Annotated in this window: 19 protein-coding genes; 7 read left to right on the top strand and 12 right to left on the bottom strand. The window is 64.2% G+C overall.

The window, feature by feature from the left end:
• Positions 1-42: 42 nt before the first annotated feature.
• Complete coding sequence (locus AC5RTB_RS05205; RefSeq protein WP_494060016.1) at positions 43-714, top strand: hypothetical protein; 672 nt, start codon at positions 43-45, stop codon at positions 712-714.
• Between the two features lie 38 nt (positions 715-752).
• Here the strand turns inward: AC5RTB_RS05205 and AC5RTB_RS05200 are convergent, their stop codons facing one another.
• Together AC5RTB_RS05200 and AC5RTB_RS05195 are read right to left on the bottom strand one after the other, a co-directional pair.
• Positions 753-1,463 (bottom strand): redox-sensing transcriptional repressor Rex, encoded by a 711-nt coding sequence (locus AC5RTB_RS05200; RefSeq protein ID WP_494060015.1) that lies wholly within the window; start codon positions 1,461-1,463, stop codon positions 753-755.
• Positions 1,464-1,616: 153 nt separating this feature from the next.
• Complete coding sequence (locus AC5RTB_RS05195) at positions 1,617-1,886, bottom strand: glutaredoxin family protein (RefSeq protein ID WP_494060014.1); 270 nt, start codon at positions 1,884-1,886, stop codon at positions 1,617-1,619.
• 119 nt (positions 1,887-2,005) lie between these two features.
• Here AC5RTB_RS05195 and AC5RTB_RS05190 point away from each other — a divergent pair, with 119 nt between their 5' ends.
• Positions 2,006-2,848 (top strand): HAD family hydrolase, encoded by an 843-nt coding sequence (locus AC5RTB_RS05190; RefSeq protein ID WP_494060013.1) that lies wholly within the window; start codon positions 2,006-2,008, stop codon positions 2,846-2,848.
• 48 nt (positions 2,849-2,896) lie between these two features.
• Here AC5RTB_RS05190 and AC5RTB_RS05185 read toward each other — a convergent pair whose 3' ends face one another.
• From AC5RTB_RS05185 to AC5RTB_RS05165, 5 genes are all read right to left on the bottom strand, one after another.
• Positions 2,897-2,995: a 30S ribosomal protein bS22 gene (locus tag AC5RTB_RS05185; protein WP_003792170.1), complete on the bottom strand. Its 99-nt coding sequence runs from the start codon at positions 2,993-2,995 to the stop codon at positions 2,897-2,899.
• 198 nt (positions 2,996-3,193) lie between these two features.
• Positions 3,194-3,406: a helix-turn-helix domain-containing protein gene (locus AC5RTB_RS05180; RefSeq protein WP_490889962.1), complete on the bottom strand. Its 213-nt coding sequence runs from the start codon at positions 3,404-3,406 to the stop codon at positions 3,194-3,196.
• Positions 3,407-3,561: 155 nt separating this feature from the next.
• Entirely contained in the window at positions 3,562-4,641 is a 1,080-nt protein-coding gene (locus AC5RTB_RS05175; RefSeq protein WP_494060012.1) for a 3-deoxy-7-phosphoheptulonate synthase, read from the bottom strand.
• 264 nt (positions 4,642-4,905) lie between these two features.
• Complete coding sequence (locus tag AC5RTB_RS05170) at positions 4,906-5,355, bottom strand: ArsR/SmtB family transcription factor (RefSeq protein ID WP_494060011.1); 450 nt, start codon at positions 5,353-5,355, stop codon at positions 4,906-4,908.
• A gap of 54 nt (positions 5,356-5,409) precedes the next feature.
• Positions 5,410-6,558 carry an acetoin utilization protein AcuC gene (locus AC5RTB_RS05165; protein WP_494060407.1) on the bottom strand — a complete coding sequence of 383 codons (1,149 nt, stop codon included), beginning with the start codon at positions 6,556-6,558 and terminating at the stop codon, positions 5,410-5,412.
• A 180-nt stretch (positions 6,559-6,738) separates the two neighbouring features.
• Between AC5RTB_RS05165 and AC5RTB_RS05160 the strand changes: the two genes are divergently transcribed.
• Positions 6,739-8,151, top strand: coding sequence for a TrkH family potassium uptake protein (locus AC5RTB_RS05160; protein ID WP_494060010.1), 1,413 nt, complete (start codon positions 6,739-6,741; stop codon positions 8,149-8,151).
• 22 nt (positions 8,152-8,173) lie between these two features.
• A complete protein-coding gene (locus tag AC5RTB_RS05155; RefSeq protein ID WP_494060406.1) occupies positions 8,174-8,812 on the top strand; it encodes a potassium channel family protein in 639 nt (212 codons plus the stop codon).
• A 6-nt stretch (positions 8,813-8,818) separates the two neighbouring features.
• Here AC5RTB_RS05155 and proC read toward each other — a convergent pair whose 3' ends face one another.
• From proC to AC5RTB_RS05135, 4 genes are all read right to left on the bottom strand, one after another.
• On the bottom strand, positions 8,819-9,652 hold the full coding sequence (gene proC / locus AC5RTB_RS05150; RefSeq protein ID WP_494060405.1) for a pyrroline-5-carboxylate reductase: 834 nt from the start codon (positions 9,650-9,652) through the stop codon (positions 8,819-8,821).
• A gap of 254 nt (positions 9,653-9,906) precedes the next feature.
• Complete coding sequence (locus AC5RTB_RS05145; protein ID WP_494060009.1) at positions 9,907-10,893, bottom strand: Ppx/GppA phosphatase family protein; 987 nt, start codon at positions 10,891-10,893, stop codon at positions 9,907-9,909.
• A 68-nt stretch (positions 10,894-10,961) separates the two neighbouring features.
• Positions 10,962-13,721 (bottom strand): type I DNA topoisomerase, encoded by a 2,760-nt coding sequence (gene topA / locus AC5RTB_RS05140; RefSeq protein ID WP_494060008.1) that lies wholly within the window; start codon positions 13,719-13,721, stop codon positions 10,962-10,964.
• A 204-nt stretch (positions 13,722-13,925) separates the two neighbouring features.
• Entirely contained in the window at positions 13,926-15,515 is a 1,590-nt protein-coding gene (locus AC5RTB_RS05135; protein ID WP_494060007.1) for a DUF7059 domain-containing protein, read from the bottom strand.
• A gap of 294 nt (positions 15,516-15,809) precedes the next feature.
• On the opposite strand from AC5RTB_RS05135, the gene srmL reads away from it, so the two are divergent.
• Positions 15,810-16,922, top strand: coding sequence for a PheS-related mystery ligase SrmL (srmL, locus tag AC5RTB_RS05130; protein ID WP_494060006.1), 1,113 nt, complete (start codon positions 15,810-15,812; stop codon positions 16,920-16,922).
• A 2-nt stretch (positions 16,923-16,924) separates the two neighbouring features.
• Here the strand turns inward: srmL and trhO are convergent, their stop codons facing one another.
• On the bottom strand, positions 16,925-17,842 hold the full coding sequence (trhO, locus tag AC5RTB_RS05125) for an oxygen-dependent tRNA uridine(34) hydroxylase TrhO (protein ID WP_494060005.1): 918 nt from the start codon (positions 17,840-17,842) through the stop codon (positions 16,925-16,927).
• 97 nt (positions 17,843-17,939) lie between these two features.
• On the opposite strand from trhO, the gene AC5RTB_RS05120 reads away from it, so the two are divergent.
• Positions 17,940-18,590, top strand: coding sequence for a GNAT family N-acetyltransferase (locus AC5RTB_RS05120; protein WP_494060004.1), 651 nt, complete (start codon positions 17,940-17,942; stop codon positions 18,588-18,590).
• Between the two features lie 60 nt (positions 18,591-18,650).
• Positions 18,651-21,005 carry a DEAD/DEAH box helicase gene (locus tag AC5RTB_RS05115; RefSeq protein WP_494060003.1) on the top strand — a complete coding sequence of 785 codons (2,355 nt, stop codon included), beginning with the start codon at positions 18,651-18,653 and terminating at the stop codon, positions 21,003-21,005.
• Positions 21,006-21,009: the final 4 nt, after the last annotated feature.

Below are 21,009 nucleotides of genomic sequence, written 5' to 3'. Positions count from 1 at the left end.
CGAAAGGGCCCAACGCCTGGTGCCCGGCGGTACGCTGGGCGCATGAGTACGCCATCACACGATCCCGAGCCATCCGAACGTGACCCGCGTCAGCTCTCCGGAACTGACCCGCTGAATCCCGCAGAGCCCGGACCGACCCAGAACTCCGGGGCGGGTTTATCGCCGGAGCCGCAGAAACCCGCGTCTCCGTACTCCTACCAGTCGGCCCAGCCGGCCGGGTATGCCTATCCCAGCGCAGCCCATATGCCGGAGGCCGCCCGACCGCCGCTGCCCCAGGAAGTGAATCTGGCCTTCTGGCTGATCATCGCCGCGGGGGCGCTGAACTTCATCTCCACGCTGCTTGGGTCAGGCAGCGCCGGACCAGCCGGTGCTGCAGGCATCGGCATCGGAATAGCGCTGATAGTCGGCATCCTCACCACCGGCGTTTACGTCCTCCTCGCTGTCTTCATCCGCAAGGGGCACAACTGGGCTCGCATCACCGCAACGGTTCTGGCCGGCATCTCGCTTCTGCTCCTGTTGATGAGCTGGTTTACGCTCGCAGCGCTCCAGTCGAACCCCGAGGTTCAGGCCCAGCTCGGCGATCAAAGCCTCCAGCCCAGCGGCTTTGCGATCGCCATCAACATCCTCGTGGTCCTGCTCGGTGTGGCCGGAGTGGTGTTGTGCTGGCTCAAGCCTTCCAACGCCTACTTCAGAGCGCAGCAGATCACCCACTAGCGGGAGCACCCGGCGGGTCCTCCCGCTAGGACTCTGGCTTATTGGGCAGCGCGGGCACTGGGACCGGCATCTGCGTCCGGATCCTGTGCCCGCTGCGCGTGATAGGCAAGGATCTGAAGTTCCGTAGCCATGTCCACCTTGCGCAACTGCACATGGTCGGGAACCTGCAGCACAACGGGCGCGAAACTCAGAATGCTCGTGATGCCTGCCTCAACGAGTTCGTCGCAAAGCTCCTGGGCGACACTGACCGGCACGGCAAGAACAGCCATATTGGCACTGGTCCGACGCAATACCGTAGCAAGTTCCTGCACGGGACTGACGCGCAGCCAGCCCACCTCCGTGCCCACAACCATCTGGTCAGCGTCGAACAGAGCAACCACTTCAAAGCCCCGCGACTGAAATCCCGAGTACCCGGCAAGTGCCCGCCCGAGGTTGCCGGCGCCCACAATCGCAACCCGCCAGTCGTGGGTGAGCCCCAGTGCGGTCGAGATCTGGCTGTTGAGGTACTGGACGTCGTAGCCCACGCCGCGGGTTCCATAGGAACCGAGATAGGACAGGTCTTTGCGAAGCATGGGCGAGTTCACCCCCGCCGCATCGGCTAGTTCCTCGGAGGACACCCGCTCGATACCCTCCGCCAGCAATGAGTTCAAGGCGCGCAGGTAAATCGTCAACCGGGCCAGAGACGCAGGCGGAATCTGCCTGCCCTGCTGGTCACTGGCGGCCGCCCGTAGGCCGGGGATCTCCGACATGGTCACTGGTCCATCGCTCCATCACTGTTCGCCGGCGGCCCAGACCTGCTCCGCCCGCCCGCCGGAGGATGACGGCGGGATACCTTCCACTTTAGGTCCCCCGGCGGAGCGCTCAAAGTTCGATGCCCGATATTCGCTGGTCGATGCGGTCCATCAGGCAAGGAGCCGGCGCAGGCGGGTCTCATCGATTGTCCAGAAGTCGCGTTGGACTCCATCGAGAAGTAGAACGGGTACCTCTTCCGAGAATCGCTCGAGCAACTCGGCGTGGGCGGTGATGGATTCCTCCCGCCAGCTGACGCCAAGGTCGCCGGTGACGCGAGCAACTGTCTCCCGGGCTGCTTCGCACAGGTGGCAGTCGGGCCTGGTCACCAACACGAGGCCGGAGGTCCAGTCCCCCGCCGGCGGCTGGGTCTGCTCATTCATGATCTCCTAAGCCTACTGGCCGCGGGCCGGGCGCAGAGCGAAGCGAAGTGTGGGAGCTAAGGAGGGGTTACGGGCGCGGGCGGGCGCATCGGGTGCCAAGCAGTGATTAGACTCGTGCTATGTCCGCAGCCAGCCTCCGACCCGTCGTCATACCGGGGTCCGCCACGGAGTCCTTGCCGGTTGAAGCGGCATCGCTGGGCGGTCCGACTGGAGAAGCGGCCTTTTTCGACGTCGACAACACCATGATGCGCGGCGCCAGCCTCTTCCATGTGGCCCGCAAGATGTACCAGCGGCGCGCTTTCACCCTGCGCTTCGCTGCAGGGCTGGCGTGGAAGCAACTTCGCTTTACCATGCGCGGCGAGAACATGACTGACATTCATGCGGTGCGGGACGCCGCGCTCGCCTTCGCCATCGGCATTGCCCACGAGGACATCCTGGCCCTCGGCGAAGAGGTCTACGACGAAATGATCGCTTCGAAGATCTGGCCGGGAGCGCGTGCCCTGGCGGAGCAGCATCTTCGGAATGGGCGCCGCGTCTGGCTGGTCACGGGCACCCCGGTGGAGGTGGCCAGTGTCATAGCCAATCGCTTGGGACTTACGGGGGCGCTCGGCACCGTGGGAGAAGTATTTGAGGGTCTCTACACCGGCAAACTGGTGGGCGAGTTCCTTCACGGCCCGGCAAAGGCTACGGTCGTTCGCGAACTGGCCGGGAACGAAGGTCTGGACCTGTCTCGCTGCTGGGCGTACAGCGATTCATACAATGACATCCCACTGCTCAGCCTTGTGGGCCACCCGGTAGCAATCAACCCGGACCGTCGCCTCCGCAAGCACGCCCGTGACGCAAACTGGCCCATCTACGATTTCCGAAGCGGCCGTCGTGCAGCCACCCTTGGTCTGAAGGCAGCAACCGGAGCGGGGGCCGTCTACGGTCTGTGGCGCGGCTTCACCAGGATGAGGGGCTAGCCCTTAAATGCAAAACCGGTCCGCCTGACTGGCGGACCGGATGCGATGCTACTTTTTGTTGCGGCGCTGGTGGCGGGTCTTGCGAAGCAGTTTGCGGTGCTTCTTCTTCGCCATCCGCTTGCGGCGCTTTTTGATTACTGAACCCATAAAGTCCTCACAAACTATTGATTCCGGTTCCGGACAACCTCTACCGCATCAACTGCGACAGGGACGCTCGAATCTGACAAAAGACGTACATCGCGATGACGTACATCATGCGGCCGTGCGAACGGCCGCCTACGCAAAACGCTTCTTAACAGAGTACCCGCTCAAACCGGCCTTCCTGACCGGCCTCAGCCGGTACCCCTAGCCGGTACCCGACTCGCCCTCCACCGTAGCGGAGCGCAGGTACTGCTGCACCGCGGATTCAGGCACCCGGTATGAGCGCCCGAACTGGACGGCCGGCATATCCCCCGAGTGCACCAACCGGTACACGGTCATCTTCGATACCCGCATTACTTTCGCGACCTCCGCGACCGTCAGGAAGCGCACGTCGGAAAAGTTGCTCCCGCTCGTCATCTCACCACTGTCCTTATTCTCTGGAGCTAACCCTGAGATGGCGTCCACCGAGAACAGATGGGACGCCGGACGGCGTGTCGCCTTGAGACCGTAGGATTATCCGTCTAGGGAGATACTCTAGTGGGTGGTGTGACCAAAGTGAAAGCTGAGGCCGGTCACGATTGGCCAACACTACGACGGCGGCGCGCTCCCCTCGCCAGATCACCCAGCACCGAAGCCGTGACGCCCCATCCCATGCACCCATCGGTGACGCTCTGGCCGAAAACAAGCTCGCCGCGGGCGCTCACATCAAGCTTCTGTGCCCCCTCGACGAGGAAACTCTCCAGCATGACGCCGGCGATCCTGTCCGTGTCTGCCACGGCGTCTGCCAGCTCCCGTGCGACCTCCGCCTGCCGCCTGTGATCCTTGCCGCTGTTCGCGTGGCTCGCATCGACGATCAGCTTCTCGTTCAGACCCGCCGCTGCCAGTCTGGCTGATGCGTTCGCCACGTCACCGGGGCCGTAGTTCGGACCGTCGGACCCGCCTCGCAGGATCAGGTGTGTGTCGGGGTTTCCGGTGGTCGAGACGAGGGCTGCCCGTCCGTCGTCGTCGACGCCGAGGAAAGCCTGCGGCGCACCGGCGGCAGCGCACGCATCCAGTGCCACAGTGATACCGCCGTCGGTGCCGTTCTTGAATCCCACCGGCATGGACAGGCCGGAGGACAGCTGCCGATGGACCTGGCTCTCCGTGGTCCGTGCGCCGATCGCGCCCCAGCTGACCAGATCCGCAATGTACTGGGGGCTGATCGGCTCAAGGAACTCCGTGCCCAGCGGAAGGCCGAGGGCTGCGACATCGTGGAGGAATCCCCGGGCGGCACGCAGGCCGGCGGCGATATCGTGGCTGCCATCGAGGTGGGGGTCATTGATAAGCCCCTTCCAGCCCACAGTGGTTCGGGGCTTCTCGAAATAGGCCCGCATGACCACCAGCAGATCCTCACGGTGCATCTGGGCAGCATCGGCAAGTAGTCGGGCGTACTCGAGGCAGGCATCGGTGTCATGGATGGAACATGGGCCGACGATGACGAGGAGGCGGTCGTCGACTCCATTGAGTACGGCCCTGATCTCTTCACGTGAACGGCGAACAGAATCAGCAATCTCGTCGGTGCCTGGCAGCTCGGCAATCAATGCGGCCGGCGTCGGCAGCGGTTCAATCCCGCGGACGTTGACGTTGGAGGATGCTGTGGCGAGGGTTTTCATGGGTCCCGGCTTTCGAAGAAGGTTCTTCGGCGGGACTGTCCTGCAGAACCCGCCGTGGAAACGACGAAGGGCAGGAAGCGTGTCCTGCCCTGTTGGCTCTGAAGGTGTTGGTCAGCGTACTAGGCCGCGGGCTCCTCCAGAGCCAAGGCAAAATACGCATACCAACGGGTTGTCATGGGAATGAGCGTAGCGGTCGCGCTGCGGATCACCAAACGCCGGTGCCCCATTGTGCCCGCGGAGACGTCATACAGCCTGCGGCAACAGCTACTCCTTGCGGCGTCGCAGCTTGGGAAATTGGGACAGGAGGTCCGCGGCACGCTCAGCAGCCCTGCCCACTGTTCGCCCGAACGGCTGCGTACCATCGGGTTGGGCCAGGGCCGGAGTCACGGGGACGAGTTCTCCGAGGTCGGGTTCAACGACGGCCGGCGCCAGAGACGAAGTGACCTGCGGAACGGTCAACTGGAACTCAGCGAGCCAGGAAGCGACGTCCTGCAACGGTTCCGGATCGAGGGAGTAGAAGCGCTTTTGACCCTGCGCCCGCATGGTCACAAGCCCTGCTTCCCGCAGTACTTTGAGGTGCTTGGAAACCGTGGGCTGACTGACCTCTAACTCCAGAACCAACTCGCCAACCGCTTTGTCCCCGTCTCGCAGCGATGTCAGAATCTGACGGCGAGTGGCTTCGGCGATGACGGCGAACACATCATCCATGACCATCCCATTACCATAACCGTATATATCGAAAGCGGCATCCCTCGATGCTCGGGGAGTTCAGTCGAACCAGGGATCCAGTCCGTGGAGGGGGAAAACAGCCTTGCGTGTCGCCATGACCGAACGATCCAGATTCTCATTGGGGTCGAACCCGGCTTCCCACGACTGCCACCACGTGTCGGAGCCGTCGCCCATCAATTCGGGCGCATTGCGGCCGAAGCGCTCGACGACGTAGGACCGCCAGGGGGCGGGCACCGGCGTCGTCAGGGTGATGTCGGCACCGGCGGCTACGGCCGTAAGGAGGGTCCACGAGCGCGGGACCACCGACGTTATGTTGTATCCGCCGCCACCCGTGGCGATCCAGCGTGCTTCGCAATACCGTGAGGCGAGCTCCCGGACGGCGACGGCGGCCGCGTGCTGGGCATCCACGGTGATCCGCAGGTTGGTGAGCGGGTCCTCCACATGGCTGTCGCAGCCGTGCTGACTCACGATCACCTCGGGTTCGAATGCGGCGGTCAACTGCGGCACCACCGCATGAAAGGCACGCAGGAAACCCGAATCGCCCGTGGTTGTGGGCAAGGCGACGTTGACTGAATACCCGGACGCCGCCGGTCCGCCGATCTCGTTCGAGAAACCGGTCCCGGGGAAGAGGCTGATGCCGGTCTCGTGAATGGAGATGGTCATGACGCGCTTGTCGTCCCAGAAGATCTCCTGGGTGCCGTCTCCATGGTGGGCATCGACGTCCAGATACAGGACGCGCTTCACGCCGCCGTCCAGCAACCGCTGCACCGCGGCGGCCGCGTCGTTATAGATGCAGAACCCGCTGGCCCTGGCGCGGCCGGCGTGGTGCAGTCCCCCGCCGAAGTTCACCGCGTGCTGAGCTTCGCCGGAGAGAATCGCATCGGCTGCGGCGAGGGAACCGCCAACCAACCGGGCGCTGGCGGAGTGCATGCCTGCGAAGGCCGGGGTGTCGTCTGTTCCGAACCCTGCCGCTCCGTCGGCGGCGTCCGGGTCGGCGTCGGCTGCCTTGACCGCCCGTATGTAATCGGCGTCATGCACCGTGAGCAGGCTGGCGTCGTCGGCCACCTGCGGCGCCTCGACTGCGACCTGCGGAAGATCGAAGAGACCAACTGCCCGGACAAGCCGCGCAGTAAGGTCAAGCCGCTGCGGGTTCATCGGGTGATGGGCGCCGAAGTTATACGCGAGCATGGAGTCGTCCCACACCACCTTGGTTGCAAAGGCAGTTGCACAGGCGGGATCGGAGATACTGGCCACTCCTGCAGGCTACGCGATCCGCGCCGCTCCTGCCCACAGTCCTTGGCCGGAAGTGATTTACTACTCGGAGGACTGTCAGCGGTAACCCACCTGAATCGGAGCGGAACAGCAAGGATGGCACGAGAACACCCCTCGTGGTTGGGAGGGGACGAAAAGGTCCGCCTGCGATTGTTCGGCAGGGCGCGTGACTTCATCGACGGCATCGTCAACAGTTCTCCCGCACGGGTTTCCCTGCTGGTCTTCTTCGTAGTCGTACTGATCTTCACCGCGCTGCTGAGCCTGCCCTTCGCAACACAAACGGGCCAGGTGGCGCCTCTCCACGATGCTCTATTCACCGCGGTTTCCGCGGTGTGTGTCGTCGGATTGACCGTCGTGAGCACCCCGGACTACTGGTCTTTCTTCGGCCAGGTGATCATCCTGATCGCCATCTTCGTCGGAGGCCTTGGCACAATCACCCTCGCCTCACTGCTGGCTCTGGTCGTGAGCAAGCGCCTTGGCGTGCGGGGAAAGCTCCTGGCGCAATCTGCCCTGAACAACGCGAGCCTGCTGGGCGAGGTAGGCACCCTGTTGCGGATCGTCATCACTACCTCTGTCGTGATGGAACTTGTCCTGGCGCTGGCGCTGATACCTCGGTTCATCATTCTTGGCGAACCGTTCTGGGAGGCCGTGTGGCACGGGAGTTTCTATGCCATCTCCGCCTTCAACAACGCGGGATTCGTTATCCACTCCGACGGCCTGCTCTCGTACGGCACGGACCTCTGGGTCCTGACGCCGATCATGGTCGGCGTCTTCGTCGGCAGCCTCGGGTTCCCTGCGATTCTCATCCTGGTGCAGTACCGCCACCATGTGCAGAAGTGGACTCTGCATACGAAACTGACCGTCAACGTCTCAGTGATCCTGCTCGTCATAGGAGCGGCACTGTGGGCAGCAATGGAATGGACCAATCAAGACACGATTGGGACCTCAAGCGCGAGCGACAAGATGATCCACTCCGTTTTCGCATCGATCATGACCCGCTCCGGTGGATTCAATACGGTGGACCAAAGCCTCATGGAGCCGACGACGATGCTCCTGACGGACGCGCTCATGTTCGCCGGTGGTGGGTCGGCGTCGACAGCGGGCGGTATCAAGGTGACGACCATCGCCGTGATGTTCCTGGCAATCGTTGCAGAAGCCCGCGGCGATTCTGATGTCAGCGTCTACGGCCGGAAGATCCCGCAGGGTGCCATGCGGGTGGCTATTTCCGTCATTTTCACGGGTGCCACCATTGTCCTCGTTGGGACCGGCCTCATCCTGTGGATCTCGGGAGTAGAGCTGAACCGGGTACTCTTCGAGGTGATCTCGGCATTTGCCACCTGCGGTCTTAGCACCAACCTCAGCGCTGAACTCCCGCCAGAGGGCAAGTACGTTCTGTCAGCCCTCATGTTCGCCGGTCGCCTCGGAACCATCACCGTTGCTTCCGCGCTCGCCCTGCGCCAGCGCAGTACGCTCTACCACTACCCGGAAGAGAGGCCCATCATTGGCTGAAAAACCAGCACACAACGCGCCCGTGCTCGTGATTGGACTCGGACGTTTCGGTTCCGCCACCGCGGCACAGCTCGTGAAGCAGGGGCGCGAGGTTCTCGCAATCGAGAAGGACCAGGAACTGGTCCAGAAGTGGTCCGGAACCCTGACCCACGTGGTGCAGGCTGACGCCACAAACATTGATGCCCTCCGCCAGCTCGGCGCGCAGGAGTTCCCCGCCGCCGTCGTCGGGGTTGGCACCTCGATCGAGGCGAGTGTCCTCATCACTGCGAACCTTGTGGACCTCAATATTGACAACCTGTGGGTCAAGGCCATCACCCCGTCGCACGGCAAGATCCTCAAACGCATCGGTGCGAATCACGTTATCTACCCCGAGGCGGACGCCGGCCAGCGGGCCGCCCACCTGGTGGGCGGCCGGATGCTGGACTTCATCGAATTCGACGACGGCTTCGCCATCGTGAAGATGTTCCCGCCGAAGGAGACCCAGGGCTTCACCCTCGGCGAGTCAGCGGTGCGTTCGAAGTACGGCGTCACGGTGGTCGGCGTGAAGTCACCGGGCGAGGACTTCACCTATGCACGGCCTGACACCAAGGTCACGAGCCGCGACATGCTCATCGTTTCCGGGCACGTGGATCTCCTCGAACGGTTCGCCGCGCGGCCTTGAGAAGGGTTATCCGCCGAGCTCGCGCGTGATCGCAGCGGCACGTTCCGCCGCTGCACGTGCCCCGGCAGCGACTATGTCGGGCAGTCCCTGCTCGTCGAAGGTCGCAATGGCGCGCTCGGTCGTACCGTTAGGGCTCGTGACAGCCTTGCGCAGGGCGGTTGCGTCGGCACCGTCCTCCGCGAGCATGAATCCGGCGCCCGCGACTGTGCGGGTGGCCAACAGTTTCGCGAGCTCCTCGTCGAGGCCAAGCTTCATCCCGGCGGCGGCCATCGCTTCGGCGAGGTAGAACGCATATGCCGGGCCCGAACCGCTCACCGCCGAGAGCGCGTCGACCTGCTCCTCCGGGATTTCGACGACGGTGCCCGCGGCACTCAGGATAGTGCGCGCCTGATCCATCAGCTCTGAGGTCGCGTTGCTTCCCGCAGAGATGGACAGCACCCCGCGGCCGAGGCTGGAGGGCGTATTGGGCATGCAGCGGATGACGGGCTGACCCTCGGGCAGGGCTGCCTCGAGCATGTCGATCGAGATGGCGGCCGCAACGCTGATTACGACGGTTCCAGGCTTCAGCGCGGGTGAAATTTCCCGGGCAAGGTCGAGGATTCCGACCGGCTTCACCCCCAACAGCACGACGTCGGCTTCAGCCGCCGCTGTACGGTTGGCGCCCGGATCTTCAGTGGAGGATAGAACGGACACCCCGTGCCGTTTTGAGAGATTCGCAGCCTTCTCAGGATCCCGCACGGTAGCTGTGACCTGCGCCGAAGGTAACCCGGCAGCCAGCAGGCCGGTGAGGATCGCGCCGTTCATGGAGCCGCAGCCGAGGAACGAAATGTGCTGTGGAATGTTGATAGCCATCGGCCCATCGTGTCATGGCTGAACGATTCCCAGCATCCTCACAGGTGTTTTCTTGGGTGCACTTTCACGAAATAGCAGTACAGTCGTTATTACCTCATGTAGGTGCGAGTGATGAGGCCGGGCTCTCCCTGGCTCGGTCAGTGCCGGTGAGCCGCAGCAGTGTTTTCCCCCAATCACGCTGACGGCTCGCCGGCACTTCTTTTGCCGTCTCAAACATGGTCCAGCGGCCGCCGGCTAGCCGCTCAGGGCGCTCCCAGACGCACGTGCCCTACCCCGACGGACGGCATGGGCTCTTCCGCCTCGAACATGAGCGTGTCGAAGCGCCGCAGGATCAGTCCTTCGCGCAGAGCCCATGGGCAGATGTCCATTTCCTTCACATTGAAGACCTCGAAGGCTGCCTCCGCGACCAGCGCCCCGGCGAGCACCTGACGCGCACGCAGCTCGGAGACGCCGTCGAGGTTGGCCCGTTCCGCGACGGACATCGCCTCCAGCCGTTTCGCCCACAGGGCGAGGTCCCGGAGTCGAAGCGTGCGGCGGACAAACGGCCCGGCCGCCGATGGCGCCGCCCCCGCGATGCGCGCCAGGGAACGAAAGGTCTTAGACGTCCCGGCAACGAGGTGCGGGTCTCCAAGGCCGGTGAAGCTGCCGACGGATTCCTTGAGCGTCTGACGGATGTAACGGCGCAATTTTTTTACGTCGCGGGGCGCCGGCGGATCGCCGGTAAGCCATTCCCGGGTGAGTCGGCCCGCGCCGAGAGGCACAGAGCGCGCGACCTCGGGGAGTTCATCGTGCCCCATGGCCATTTCGAATGAGCCCCCACCGATATCCAGGTTGAGGATGGACCCGGTGCTCCAGCCGTACCAGCGCCGCACCGCCTGGAACGTCATGGCGGCTTCTTCGTCTCCGGTGAGCTCCTGCAGGGCCACCGAGGTTTCAGTCTCCACACGCCTCAGGACTTCCTCACCGTTCCCGGCTTCCCGAATTGCCGAGGTACAGAAACCGAGGAAATCCTCGGCGCGATGATCGGAGGCGAAGGCGCGGGCCTGACGGATGAAGCCGACCAGCTCCTGCTGGCCTTTATCACTAATTCTGCCCTCGGAATCGAGGAAGCTCACCAACTGAAGTGGCCTTTTATGGGACGCGTAGGGCACCGGCCGTGCCCCGGGGTGCGCATCCACCAGAAGGAGATGCACCGTATTGGATCCGATATCAAGGACGCCTAGCCGCATGATCCCATTATGTCGCGCGCCGGTTCGACAGACTCAATCGACCGGCAGGTCACCCCGGAACGGGCTACCTACTTCCGGGCGGTGGCCTTACGTTTGGCCGGCGCGCGACCGCCTGACTTGCGGGGCGCCGGGCCCTTTGCGCGCTTTTCAGCCAGCAGCGCCACGGCGGTTTCGCGGGTCAGTTCCTCGATCGCAGTAGACCGCGGGACGGTGATGTTCGTGACGCCGTCCGTAATGTACGGACCAAAACGGCCTTCCTTGACCACGATCGGCTTCTCGGACACGGGGTCGTCACCGAACTCCGCGAGCGGCGGGGTTGCGGTCCGTCCGCCACGCTGCTTGGGCTGGGAGTAAATCTCCAGCGCCTGTTCCAGCGTGATAGTGAAGATTTCCTCTTCCGAGCCGATCGAGCGAGAGTCCGAGCCCTTTTTCAGGTATGGCCCGAAACGCCCGTTCTGGACCGTAATCTCGTTGCCTTCAGCATCCTTGCCCAGGACGCGGGGAAGGTTCATGAGTTTCAGTGCATCCTCAAGGGTGACCGTTTCCACGGACATCGACTTGAACAGGGATCCGGTACGAGGTTTCACCTTCACAGGCTTCTTGGGCGGCTTGGGCTTGCCGTTCTTGTAGTACTCAATCGGCTGGTTCGCCAGGTCCTCGGCCGTGGGCTCCGGGATGATCTCGATGACGTAGGGACCGTAGCGCCCATCGCGAGCCACGATGTCCCGCCCGGTCTCCGGGTCAGTTCCCAACACGCGTTCCTCGGACGCGGGGCTGTTCATCAGCTCCACGGCTTTCTCGGCCGTCAGTTCGTCCGGCGCAAGATCTTCAGGCACGTTGGCACGCTGGGGCTCGGTGCCTTCCGGTGCGTCCTCCGGCAACGGCTTCTCCAGGTAGGGCCCGAATTTACCGACGCGCAGGACGATGCCATCCGCGATTTCCACCGAGTTGATGCGGCGGGCATCGATCTCGCCGAGGTCATTGACGATGGTGCTCAGTCCGGTTTCCTTGCCATCACCATAGTAGAAGTGGTTGAGCCACTGAACGCGGCTCTCCTCGCCGCGTGCGATGCGGTCGAGGTCTTCCTCGAGCTCGGCGGTGAAGTCGTAGTCGACGTAGTCGTGGAAATGCTCCTCCAGCAGGCGGACCACGGAGAACGCGATCCAGCTTGGAACGAGGGCCTGGCCGCGTGTGCGGACGTAACCCCGGTCCATGATCGTGGAAATGGTGGCGGCATACGTAGAGGGCCGCCCGATTCCACGTTCTTCCAGCACCTTGACCAACGAGGCTTCGGTGTAGCGCGGCGGTGGTGAGGTCTCGTGGCCGATCGGTTCAATGGAGTCGGCGCCCAGGGCGTCACCGGCGGCGAGGTTCGGCAACCGCCCGCCCTGTCCGGACTGATCGGCTCCGCCTGCGGCGTCATCCTCGTCGCGGGAGGCGTCCCGGCCCTCCTCATAAGCGGCCATGAAGCCGCGGAAGGTGATGACCGTACCGGAGGCCGAGAACTCGGCGTCCTTCCCGTCAGGCGTGCGCGCTCCGAGGCGGACCGACGCCGTCGAACCCTTGGCGTCTGCCATCTGGGAGGCGACTGTGCGCTTCCAGATCAGTTCATAGAGCCGGAACTCGTCTCCGTGGAGTTCCTTGGCTACCTGCGCCGGTGTGCGGAAGGAGTCGCCCGCGGGGCGGATAGCCTCGTGTGCTTCCTGCGCGTTCTTCGACTTTCCCTTGTAGACGCGGCGTGCGTCAGGGACATACTCGGCGCCATACAGTTCGGAGGCCTGACGGCGGGCAGCGTTGATCGCCTGATCGCTCAGCGCCGGCGAATCCGTACGCATATACGTGATGTAGCCGTTCTCGTACAGGCGCTGGGCAACCTGCATGGTCACGCGGGAGGAGTAGCGCAGCTTGCGGGCGGCTTCCTGCTGCAGCGTCGAGGTGGTGAACGGTGCGGCCGGACGGCGTGTGTACGGCTTCGTGTCGACGGAGCGGACCTCGAAGGCCGCCTGCTGCAGGCCTTCGGCCAGACTCCTTGCGGCTGCCTCGTCAAGGAGGGCAACGCTCTGCGACTTCAGCTGACCGAGGTCGCTGAAGTCCTTGCCGGTTGCCACGCGGGTTCCGTCAACGGAGACGAGCTTCGCGCTGAAGGACTCGCCCTTCGTAGCATCTTCCGGCGAAAAGGTGCCGGTGAGGTCCCAGTACGACGCCGCGCGGAAAGCCATGCGCTCACGCTCACGTTCGACAACCAGCCGCGTGGCGACGGACTGGACGCGTCCGGCCGAAAGTCCACGCGCAACCTTGCGCCACAGGACGGGTGAGATTTCGTAGCCGTACAGGCGGTCGAGGATGCGCCGGGTTTCCTGTGCGTCCACCATGGGGATGTCAAGGTCGCGCAGTTCTTCCATTGCGCGCTGGATGGCTTCCCTCGTGATTTCCGGGAAGGTCAACCGGTACACGGGCACCTTCGGCTTCAGCACCTCAAGGAGGTGCCACGCAATGGCCTCACCCTCCCTGTCACCGTCAGTTGCCAGGTAAAGTTCGGTGGCGTCCTTGAGCGCAGCCTTGAGCTCCGCGACACGCTTCTTCTTGTCCGTCGACACGACGTAGTACGGCTCGAAATCATTCTCGATGTCCACGGCGAATTTGCCGAGCGAACTCTTCTTCAGCTCGGCGGGCAGATCCGAAGGCTGGGGAAGGTCGCGAATATGGCCCATCGATGCGGTGACCTCGAAGCCTTCACCGAGGTAGCCCGCAATCGTCTTGCTCTTGGCCGGAGACTCGACGATTACGAGTTTCTTGCCGGGCTTCTTGTCCGTTGCCTTAGCTGGCACTTCACTCCTCGATACAGGTGCTTCTTAAACAGCAGAACAACCGCTCATTCTGAGCTCAATATTTGTATTGGTGGGCGTCCTGCCCTTCACAGTATGCGGTATGCCTACCTGCACTAGGGTAACGGCTTGACCGGAGGCACCTCGTCACGGGGAATCCCACTGTGCATAATCCGACCACATCGAACCCGCCCCCGGACGGTCGCATCAGCGGCCGTTGGACACCGAAACCGGGACCAGGAAACCATCCGCGACCAGGTTTCGCACCTCCGCCAGCAGTGCGACCTGGAATTCTTCGTCGTCGCGGTCCAACAGCGCCGCGAGGGCACCGGTGATCTGGCCGGCGGTGAGGTCGCCGTCGCACGCGGAAATGAAACCGGCCAGCTCCGTGCTGAGCAGGGTGGTGCGGCGGAAACCGGCGCCCTGCCGCAGCAGGATAACGCCCGGGTGCTCGGCTCCGGGGCGTTGATGCCGCTCCTCGGTGACGTCGTCGGCGACGAGCAGATGCTCGGCTGACAGATCCTGGCAGGCACCGAGCCAGTCGTGTCGCGCGACTGCCGTGCTGACGTGCGGACCGATGGGTTGCTCAAGGTCGTAGGTGATCTCTTCGAAGCGGCGAAGGGTCGCCGGGTTGTCGGAGTTCCGTAACCACACCATGCCGAAACCGACGTGCTCGACTGAACGGGATGCGAAGTCGGCCAGGTAGGTGCTGAAACGCTCCGCGAAGCGGGCCGGGTTCCGGTTCTCAGCGGCGTCACGGAGCCACGTCTCTGCGTAATGGGTGGGCGTGACCTGCTCGCGTTGGATCACCCAGGCGTCGGCGGTGTCCGGCAGCCACCCCGCAACCCGGGTTTCCCAGGATTGCCCTTCCGGGACTTCCCAGTTTCCGAGAAGCTGCGCGGTCCCACCCGGTGACAGGACCGCCGGTATGGCGTGGAGAAGGGAGGAGACGATGTCGTCGCCTGCGAGGCCGCCGTCGCGGTAGGTGAACTGATCCTGAGCCGTCTCACCGGCGCTGCGCGGGGTGATCACAAACGGCGGGTTGGACACGACCTGGTCGAACGTCTCCCCCATCACCGGCTCCAGCAGGCTCCCAAGACGCAGCGAGACGCGGGCCTCAAGGTTCGCCGGATCGATCCCGAGCGCCGAGGCATTCAGCAGCAGGTTGAACCTGGTGATTGCGAGCGCACGTTCGGAGATGTCGGTGGCCGTGACGTGCCGGGCATGGGCGAGCAGGTGGAAGGTCTGGATTCCGCAGCCGGTGCCCAGGTCCAGTGCCCGATCCACCGGAGCGCGCACCGCGAACTGGGCGAGGGTCAGCGACGCCCGGCCGATTCCGAGCACGTGATCGGTTCGAAGCACTCCCGGCCGGACGTGGGAGCCGAGGTCCGATGTCACCCACACGTCACCGCCGGTGTCCGACGAATAGGGGCGGAGGTCCACCGAGGCGCAAAGGCCGCCGTCGTACTCCTCCATCAGTCCCAGCGCGAGCAGACCGGCGGTACCGACCGAAGGGAGCGCGCCGTCAATCGACGCGGCGGACACCGTCTCACCAAGCAGGAAAACAAGCACGACGGCGGCCAGACGGCTTTGGGGGCCGGTGTTCCCCGCCGCACGGGCAGCGAGGAGGGCAGGCACCGCCTGGTCGCGTTCGAGCGCTGCGTAGGCGTCGGCACCGACCAGATTCGCGACGCCGTCGACGGTGTAGTCCGCCGTCCGAAGGTCCGCGGCGAGACGGTTCAGCAGGTCCTGGTCGTCGCTTCGCGGGGCGTCGGGGACAGCGGCAAGGTTTATCACTGGGCAAGTTTATTGGCGAACGGTCGGTCCGGTTTGCCTGGCCTCCTCGCCGTCCACTTTCTCGGTCGAAAACGACGACGCCGCCCGATCATCGCGCGAAGGCGAACGTTTCGCTCGAAAATGTCCTCGCGTACCATGGACCCATGCACGCAAATCAGCGATTTATCAGCCCCGGCCGCCTGTCGGCCGTGAGGGCTCTGCGCTGCGCGTCTAATTCCAGCTAGGTCCACACGGTGTCCGCGGCCGGGGTTCTCTCTTACGAACTCTTCCCCGACACTTTCCGAAGGACCAGCCATGTATCTCACCATTCCGCAGCTCACGTCCGCCCTGTCTGTCCGCGATCTCACTGACCCCGGACAGGGTCCGCATGCGATGCAGGAACTGCTCGCCGGCGTCGTCACCCGGTTGACGCAGGTCTGGAGCATTCCCGCCACCGTGCACCGGACCACTCCCCTCGTTGCAACGGCAGACAACTATGACCGCCTGGGCTACGCGCCCGACGACGTCACCCGGGACGCGCGCTACTCGCGCCATGCCAGTCCCACCGTCATGCTCCGAAGCCACACTTCCGCGGGAGTCCCCGCGGTGCTGGATTCGCTCGCTCCGATCCGGGACCCGTATGACCGGCTTCATGTCCTCCCCGGGCTGGTCTACCGCCGCGACGCGGTGGACCGCACCCACGTCGGCACTCCACATCAGGTAGACCTCTGGCGGTTGAAGGCCCGCGGCCTGCTCAATGAGGAGGACCTGCACAGCATGGCCGCGGCCGTCGTGGAAGCGGTGCTGCCCGGCGCCCGCTGGCGTGCGGTGCCGGCCACCCATACCTACACCTCGCACGGCATGCAGGTCGATGTCGAGACACCCGCCGGGTGGCTGGAACTGGCGGAATGCGGCCTGGTGCGCGCCGGTATTCTCCGCAACTCCGGCCTGGATCCCCGGCGCTGGAGCGGCCTCGCGCTCGGGATGGGACTGGACCGGGCTCTCATGCTGCGCAAGGGCGTGGATGACATCAGGCTGCTGCGCTCGCCCGATCCCCGTGTCTCGGTGCAGATGCTCGACCTGGAGCCGTGGCGTCCGGTGTCGCTTATGCCTGCCGTCCGGCGGGACCTCTCCGTGCTGTGTGGGCCCGATGCGGATGAGGAGACACTCGGGGACGCCGCCCGGGAAGCGCTCGGGATGGACGCCGACGTCCTGCAGTCGCTTGTGATCCGCACGCGGACGCCGGTGGAGCGGTTGCCGGCCGCCGCCGTCGTACGTCTTCAGGCCCAGCAGGGACAGGTGAACCTGCTGGTCCGACTCACGCTGCAGGCACTGGACCGCACGCTGACTGACGCCGAGGCGAACGTGCTGCGGGACCGTGTGTACCTCGCACTCCATGAGGGGCCGGTCCTCGAGCTGACCGGCTGAGGTCAGGCGGCGCCGACCGCGGTGGCTTCGGCCTCGTCCGATTCGCACCCCTGCGGGCAGCGCAGTTTGGCGGGATCTGCGGCACAGTCCGCGCAGTACAGGGTGAGATTGCGGCAGCTCAGGTTCGAGCAGTTCTCGAACTTGTTGGTGGGCGCGGAGCAGCGCACGCACTTGCCGATCGTCTTCGCGTCCTTGGTGAACTCGACGTGCATGCGCTTGTCGAATACGTATAGTGAGCCTTCCCAGAGGCCTGAATCGCCGTACGTCTCGCCGTAGCGCACAATGCCGCCCTGCAACTGGTACACCTCGTTGAATCCGCGGTTGACCATCAGGCTGGAGAGCACCTCGCAGCGGATGCCGCCGGTGCAGTAGGTGACCACGGGCTTGTCCTTCAGGTGGTCGTACTTCCCGGATTCGAGCTCACTCACAAAGTCATGGGTGGTGTTCACATCCGGGACGATCGCATTCCGGAACTTCCCGATCTGCGCTTCCAGGGCGTTGCGGCCGTCGAAGAAGACGACGTCGTCGCCGCGTTCATTGACCAACTGGTGCAGTTGCTCCGGCTTGAGATGTGTACCCCCGCCGACGACCCCGTTCTCATCAACCTTCAGCTCACCGGGCGCGCCGAAGGACACGATCTCCTCGCGGACCTTGATGCTGAGCCGCGGGAAGTCCTCGGCGCCGCCCTCCGACCATTTGATATCCATCTTCTTGAAGGCGGGGTACTCGCGCGTTGCCTTCACGTACTGCTTGACGGCGTTCAGCTCCCCGCCGACAGTGCCGTTGATGCCGTCCTTGGAGATGAGGATGCGTCCGCGTAGCCCCAGCTTCTCGCACAGGGCGCGCTGCCACAGCCGGATGGCTTCGGGATCGGGCAACGGAGTGAACGCGTAATACAGAACAATTCGGTTCATTGACACGCATTAAAGGGTACCGGCGCGCACGCGTCAGGTCTCAAATCGGCAACCTCTTGGCTTAGCTATGTTCAACCGGCCTGCCCGCCACTATCGTTCAGGCATGGGAGCCGCTCTTTCTGAAGAACTCGTCCGCACGTGGGTTTCCGGCTGGGCTAAATGCCGGGGCTATAAGACCCAGGACAACGGCCGCAGCATGTCCGTTCTTCTCGCCGACCAGCAGGACGACCTGGAGACCATCGTCTACGAGCCCACCATTGGTGAGTACCTCGAACTCGCCAATCAGACCCGCGAGGATTCCTCCCGTGTGCTCACCGTCGTCACGAACCGCATGCACGACCTCATCAATGCGTCCTCTCCCCTTCACATGCGTATCACCGACTATCAGCAGGCCCTGATGTGCGCGGACATGGATGGACAGGACGTGGAAGACCCGCGTCATCCGGACGACGCGTTCAAACTCGAGCACATCCGGGAGGCGGACTGCCGACGCGTATCGGTGACGGTGAACGGCGAAGAGGTGGCACGGGGTTCGGTGGCCAAACAGGATGCTCACGCAGTCTATGACCGCATCATCACTGACCCGGACTACCGCCGACGGGGCCTGGGCAGTTTCGTGATGCGCGCACTGACAGCCGCGATCCTCGAAGACGAGGTGGAAACGGGGCTGCTGATGGCATCCGAAGACGGACGCCACCTGTACCAGTACCTGGGCTGGACGTATCTGGCTGATGCCTTCGTGATCCGTCGCTGACCCTCGGTAGCTGGGCGGCGAAAGCCGGGCTGATTTGTGCCGGGGTGACAAAATAGCCGAGTGGCTGCCCATGATTCCCTGATTCCGCTTCTTGGCGGCGTGGATCCTGAGCAGCTTGTTCATGTCCGGCATCTCCCCGCCCGTGACGCGGTGTACAGCGCCTGGCCGGAGTGGGTCCATCCCGATGTGGTGGAGGCGTACCGGGGACGGGGAATCCAGGAGCCGTGGAAGCACCAGAGCGCTGCCGCGGATGCCGCTCACGCAGGCTCGAACGTCGTCATTGCCACGGGCACTGCGTCCGGGAAGTCCCTCAGCTACCAACTGCCTGTCCTCGATGCAATCCACCGTTCCGCACTGGCGGAGAAGATCTCGCTTGAGCCGACCGGCGCCGTCGCGCTGTATCTTTCCCCGACGAAAGCGCTGGCTGCGGATCAGCTTTCCGCCATCTCCTCCCTCGGGCTGGCTACCGTCCGCGCAGACACGTACGACGGCGACACCGACCCGGGCGCGCGACGCTGGATCCGCGACCACGCCAATCTGGTACTGGCGAACCCGGACATGCTCCACTACGGGATCCTTCCGAATCACGCCTGGTGGGCGCGGTTCTTCCGGCGTCTCACCTACGTGATCGTGGATGAAGCGCACAGCTACCGCGGCGTCTTCGGATCGCACGTTGCCAACCTGCTGCGAAGGCTGCGCCGCGTGTGCGCGTACTACGGCGCGGAACCGGTGTTCATCGGGGCGTCCGCGACCTCCGCTGCGCCGGCGGAGTCCTTCGGGAAGCTCATCGGCGCCCCGGTCAGTGCTTTCACCGAGGACACGTCGCCGCACGGGTCGACGACGGTGGCCTTCTGGGAGCCGCAGCTGACCGATCTTCGGGGCGAGAACGGCGCCCGGCAGCGCAGGACAGTCATTGCTGAGACGTCCGATCTGTTGGCAAACCTCGTGTCGGCGCAGGTTCGGACGATCGCCTTCATCAAGTCCCGGCGGGGCGCGGAAAGCATCGCCGCGAACACCAAGCGGCTGCTCAGTGAGGTGGATGCGAAGCTGCCGCAGCGTGTTGCGGCCTACCGATCGGGATACCTGCCCGAGGAGCGCCGTCAGCTGGAGGCGGCGCTGCGTTCGGGCCGGCTGCTGGGGGTCGCGAGCACGTCCGCGCTGGAGCTTGGGATCGACATTTCCGGCTTGGACGCGGTTCTGGTGGCTGGCTGGCCCGGCACCCGTGCGTCGCTGCTGCAGCAGATCGGACGGGCGGGACGTTCCGGCCAGGACGCGCTTGCCGCCTTCGTTGCCAGTGATGATCCTCTGGACACCTACCTGGTCCATCACCCGGAGTCGGTGTTTGATGTTGGGGTCGAGGCAACGGTGTTCGATCCCGCCAATCCCTATGTCCTTGGACCGCATCTGTGCGCAGCCGCCGCAGAGCTGCCGCTGACAGTCGAGGACCTGCCGCTCTTCGGCGAGACCGCACCGGCGCTGCTGGATCAGCTGGTGGATCAGGGGTTGCTGCGCCACCGCCCTGCAGGCTGGTTCTGGACACATCCCCAGGGCGCTGCCGGCATGGTCAACCTGCGCGCCGACGGCGGTGGACCAATCAACATCATCGAGAGCGACACCGGGACCGTACTCGGGACCATGGACTCACCGCAGAGCCACTATCAGGCGCACACCGGTGCTGTGTACGTGCACCAGGGCCAGAGCTACGTTGTGGATGAACTGAACGAGCAGGATCATTGCGCGATGGTGACACGTTCCAACCCCGACTACTACACGCAGGCACGGGACGTCACGCAGATTGAGGTGATCTCCGAGCAGCGCAACGTGCCGTGGGGTCCTATCCGCGTGTGCTTCGGGGAGGTGAAGGTAACCACCCAGGTGATTTCCTTCCAGCGGAAGGCCTTTGTCTCCAACGAAATCCTTGGCGAGGAGCCGCTGGATCTCGGGGCACGTGATCTCTTCACGAAAAGCGTGTGGTTCGAGTGCGACAACCAGCTGCTTGAGCGCAGCGGCATCACAGCTGCGGATCTTCCGGGCGCGCTTCACGCCGCTGAACACGCAGCCATCGGTCTGCTGCCGCTGGTTGCGTCGAGCGACCGATGGGACATCGGCGGGGTTTCGACGGCGCTGCACGCTGACACCGGGCTGCCCACGATCTTCGTGTATGACGGCCATCCCGGTGGTGCCGGCTTCTCCGAGCGGGGTTTCGAGGCTGCGAAAACGTGGCTCAGAGCAACGGCGGAAGCGATACGGGCGTGTGAGTGCGATGCCGGCTGCCCCTCCTGCGTTCAGTCGCCCAAGTGCGGCAACCGCAACAACCCCCTGAGCAAGGCCGGCGCTCTCGCCCTGCTCGACATGCTGCTGGCGCAGGCTCCGGACGGTGAGCCCGCGCCAGGCAATGGCATGCTCGACGTGTAATCCT

It is taken from the genome of Arthrobacter sp. M71 S08 (assembly GCF_059089725.1).
This window is presented reverse-complemented; position numbering and strand designations above follow the sequence as displayed.

What these genes read in the sequence shown, in the direction of transcription:
- AC5RTB_RS05190 (WP_494060013.1), top strand. Translation starts at nt 2,006, where the DNA reads ATGTCCGCAGCCAGCCTCCGACCCGTCGTCATACCGGGGTCCGCCACG.
- srmL (WP_494060006.1), top strand. Translation starts at nt 15,810, where the DNA reads ATGTATCTCACCATTCCGCAGCTCACGTCCGCCCTGTCTGTCCGCGAT.
- AC5RTB_RS05180 (WP_490889962.1), bottom strand. Translation starts at nt 3,406, where the DNA reads ATGACGAGCGGGAGCAACTTTTCCGACGTGCGCTTCCTGACGGTCGCG.
- AC5RTB_RS05185 (WP_003792170.1), bottom strand. Translation starts at nt 2,995, where the DNA reads ATGGGTTCAGTAATCAAAAAGCGCCGCAAGCGGATGGCGAAGAAGAAG.
- AC5RTB_RS05175 (WP_494060012.1), bottom strand. Translation starts at nt 4,641, where the DNA reads ATGAAAACCCTCGCCACAGCATCCTCCAACGTCAACGTCCGCGGGATT.
- AC5RTB_RS05160 (WP_494060010.1), top strand. Translation starts at nt 6,739, where the DNA reads ATGGCACGAGAACACCCCTCGTGGTTGGGAGGGGACGAAAAGGTCCGC.
- AC5RTB_RS05170 (WP_494060011.1), bottom strand. Translation starts at nt 5,355, where the DNA reads ATGGTCATGGATGATGTGTTCGCCGTCATCGCCGAAGCCACTCGCCGT.
- AC5RTB_RS05145 (WP_494060009.1), bottom strand. Translation starts at nt 10,893, where the DNA reads ATGCGGCTAGGCGTCCTTGATATCGGATCCAATACGGTGCATCTCCTT.
- AC5RTB_RS05165 (WP_494060407.1), bottom strand. Translation starts at nt 6,558, where the DNA reads ATGCTCGCGTATAACTTCGGCGCCCATCACCCGATGAACCCGCAGCGG.
- AC5RTB_RS05200 (WP_494060015.1), bottom strand. Translation starts at nt 1,463, where the DNA reads ATGTCGGAGATCCCCGGCCTACGGGCGGCCGCCAGTGACCAGCAGGGC.
- AC5RTB_RS05205 (WP_494060016.1), top strand. Translation starts at nt 43, where the DNA reads ATGAGTACGCCATCACACGATCCCGAGCCATCCGAACGTGACCCGCGT.
- AC5RTB_RS05195 (WP_494060014.1), bottom strand. Translation starts at nt 1,886, where the DNA reads ATGAATGAGCAGACCCAGCCGCCGGCGGGGGACTGGACCTCCGGCCTC.
- AC5RTB_RS05120 (WP_494060004.1), top strand. Translation starts at nt 17,940, where the DNA reads ATGGGAGCCGCTCTTTCTGAAGAACTCGTCCGCACGTGGGTTTCCGGC.